Origin of the sequence: Aeromonas cavernicola (assembly GCF_002795305.1) — a bacterium.
GTDB lineage: Bacteria > Pseudomonadota > Gammaproteobacteria > Enterobacterales > Aeromonadaceae > Aeromonas > Aeromonas cavernicola.
Genome location: NZ_PGGC01000300.1, coordinates 1 through 785, shown reverse-complemented (window position 1 = coordinate 785; position 785 = coordinate 1). Strand labels below are relative to the sequence as shown.

The 785-nt window shown below is 64.7% G+C and carries 1 protein-coding gene; it reads left to right on the top strand.

The annotated features are described in order from the left end of the window. Positions 1 to 785: HAD-IC family P-type ATPase (locus CUC53_RS18690; protein WP_157798347.1), on the top strand; the 785-nt coding region annotated here is incomplete at both ends.

Sequence of the window (785 nt, the reverse complement as noted above, 5' to 3'; positions counted from 1 at the left end):
CACTGCGCATTCGTCCCGCCGGCCCTGATGCTGGGCAAAGTGAGCTGCGCGAAGAGGTCGCCGCTGACGCGCTGCGCCCGGGCGACATCATCGAAATCGCGCCCGGTGCCCGCCTGCCGGCAGATGCCCGTTTACTCGATGCCCTCGGCGCATTTGATGAGAGCGCCTTGACTGGCGAGTCGATCCCCGTGGAGCGCCGCGCAGGGGATAAGGTGGCCGCAGGCAGTTTGGCCGCCGATCGGGTGGTGCGGCTAGAGGTGGTCTCGGAGCCCGGCAACAACGCCATCGACCGCATTTTGCACTTAATTGAAGAGGCCGAAACCCAGCGCGCTCCGATCGAACGCTTTATCGATCGCTTCAGCCGCTGGTATACCCCCGCCATGATGCTGATCGCCCTGCTGGTGGTGATGGTGCCACCACTGGCCTTCGGCCAAAGTTGGGATGAGTGGGTCTATCGCGGGCTGGCGCTGTTATTGATCGGCTGCCCCTGCGCCTTGGTCATCTCCACCCCAGCGGCCGTCACCTCTGCCTTGGCAGCCGCCACGCGCCAAGGGGCGCTGATCAAAGGGGGGGCGGCCCTCGAACGGTTGGCCCATATCGATACCGTGGCCTTTGATAAGACCGGCACCCTGACCTTGGGCAAACCGCAATTGACTGAACTGGTTAGCTTAACTGGCCAACCTGCCAGCGAGCTGCTGGCGTCAGCCGCCGCCATTGAGTTGGGCTCCCATCACCCGTTAGCACGGGCAGTGGTGGCTGCCGCGACTGAGCAGGGGCTAGCGCCG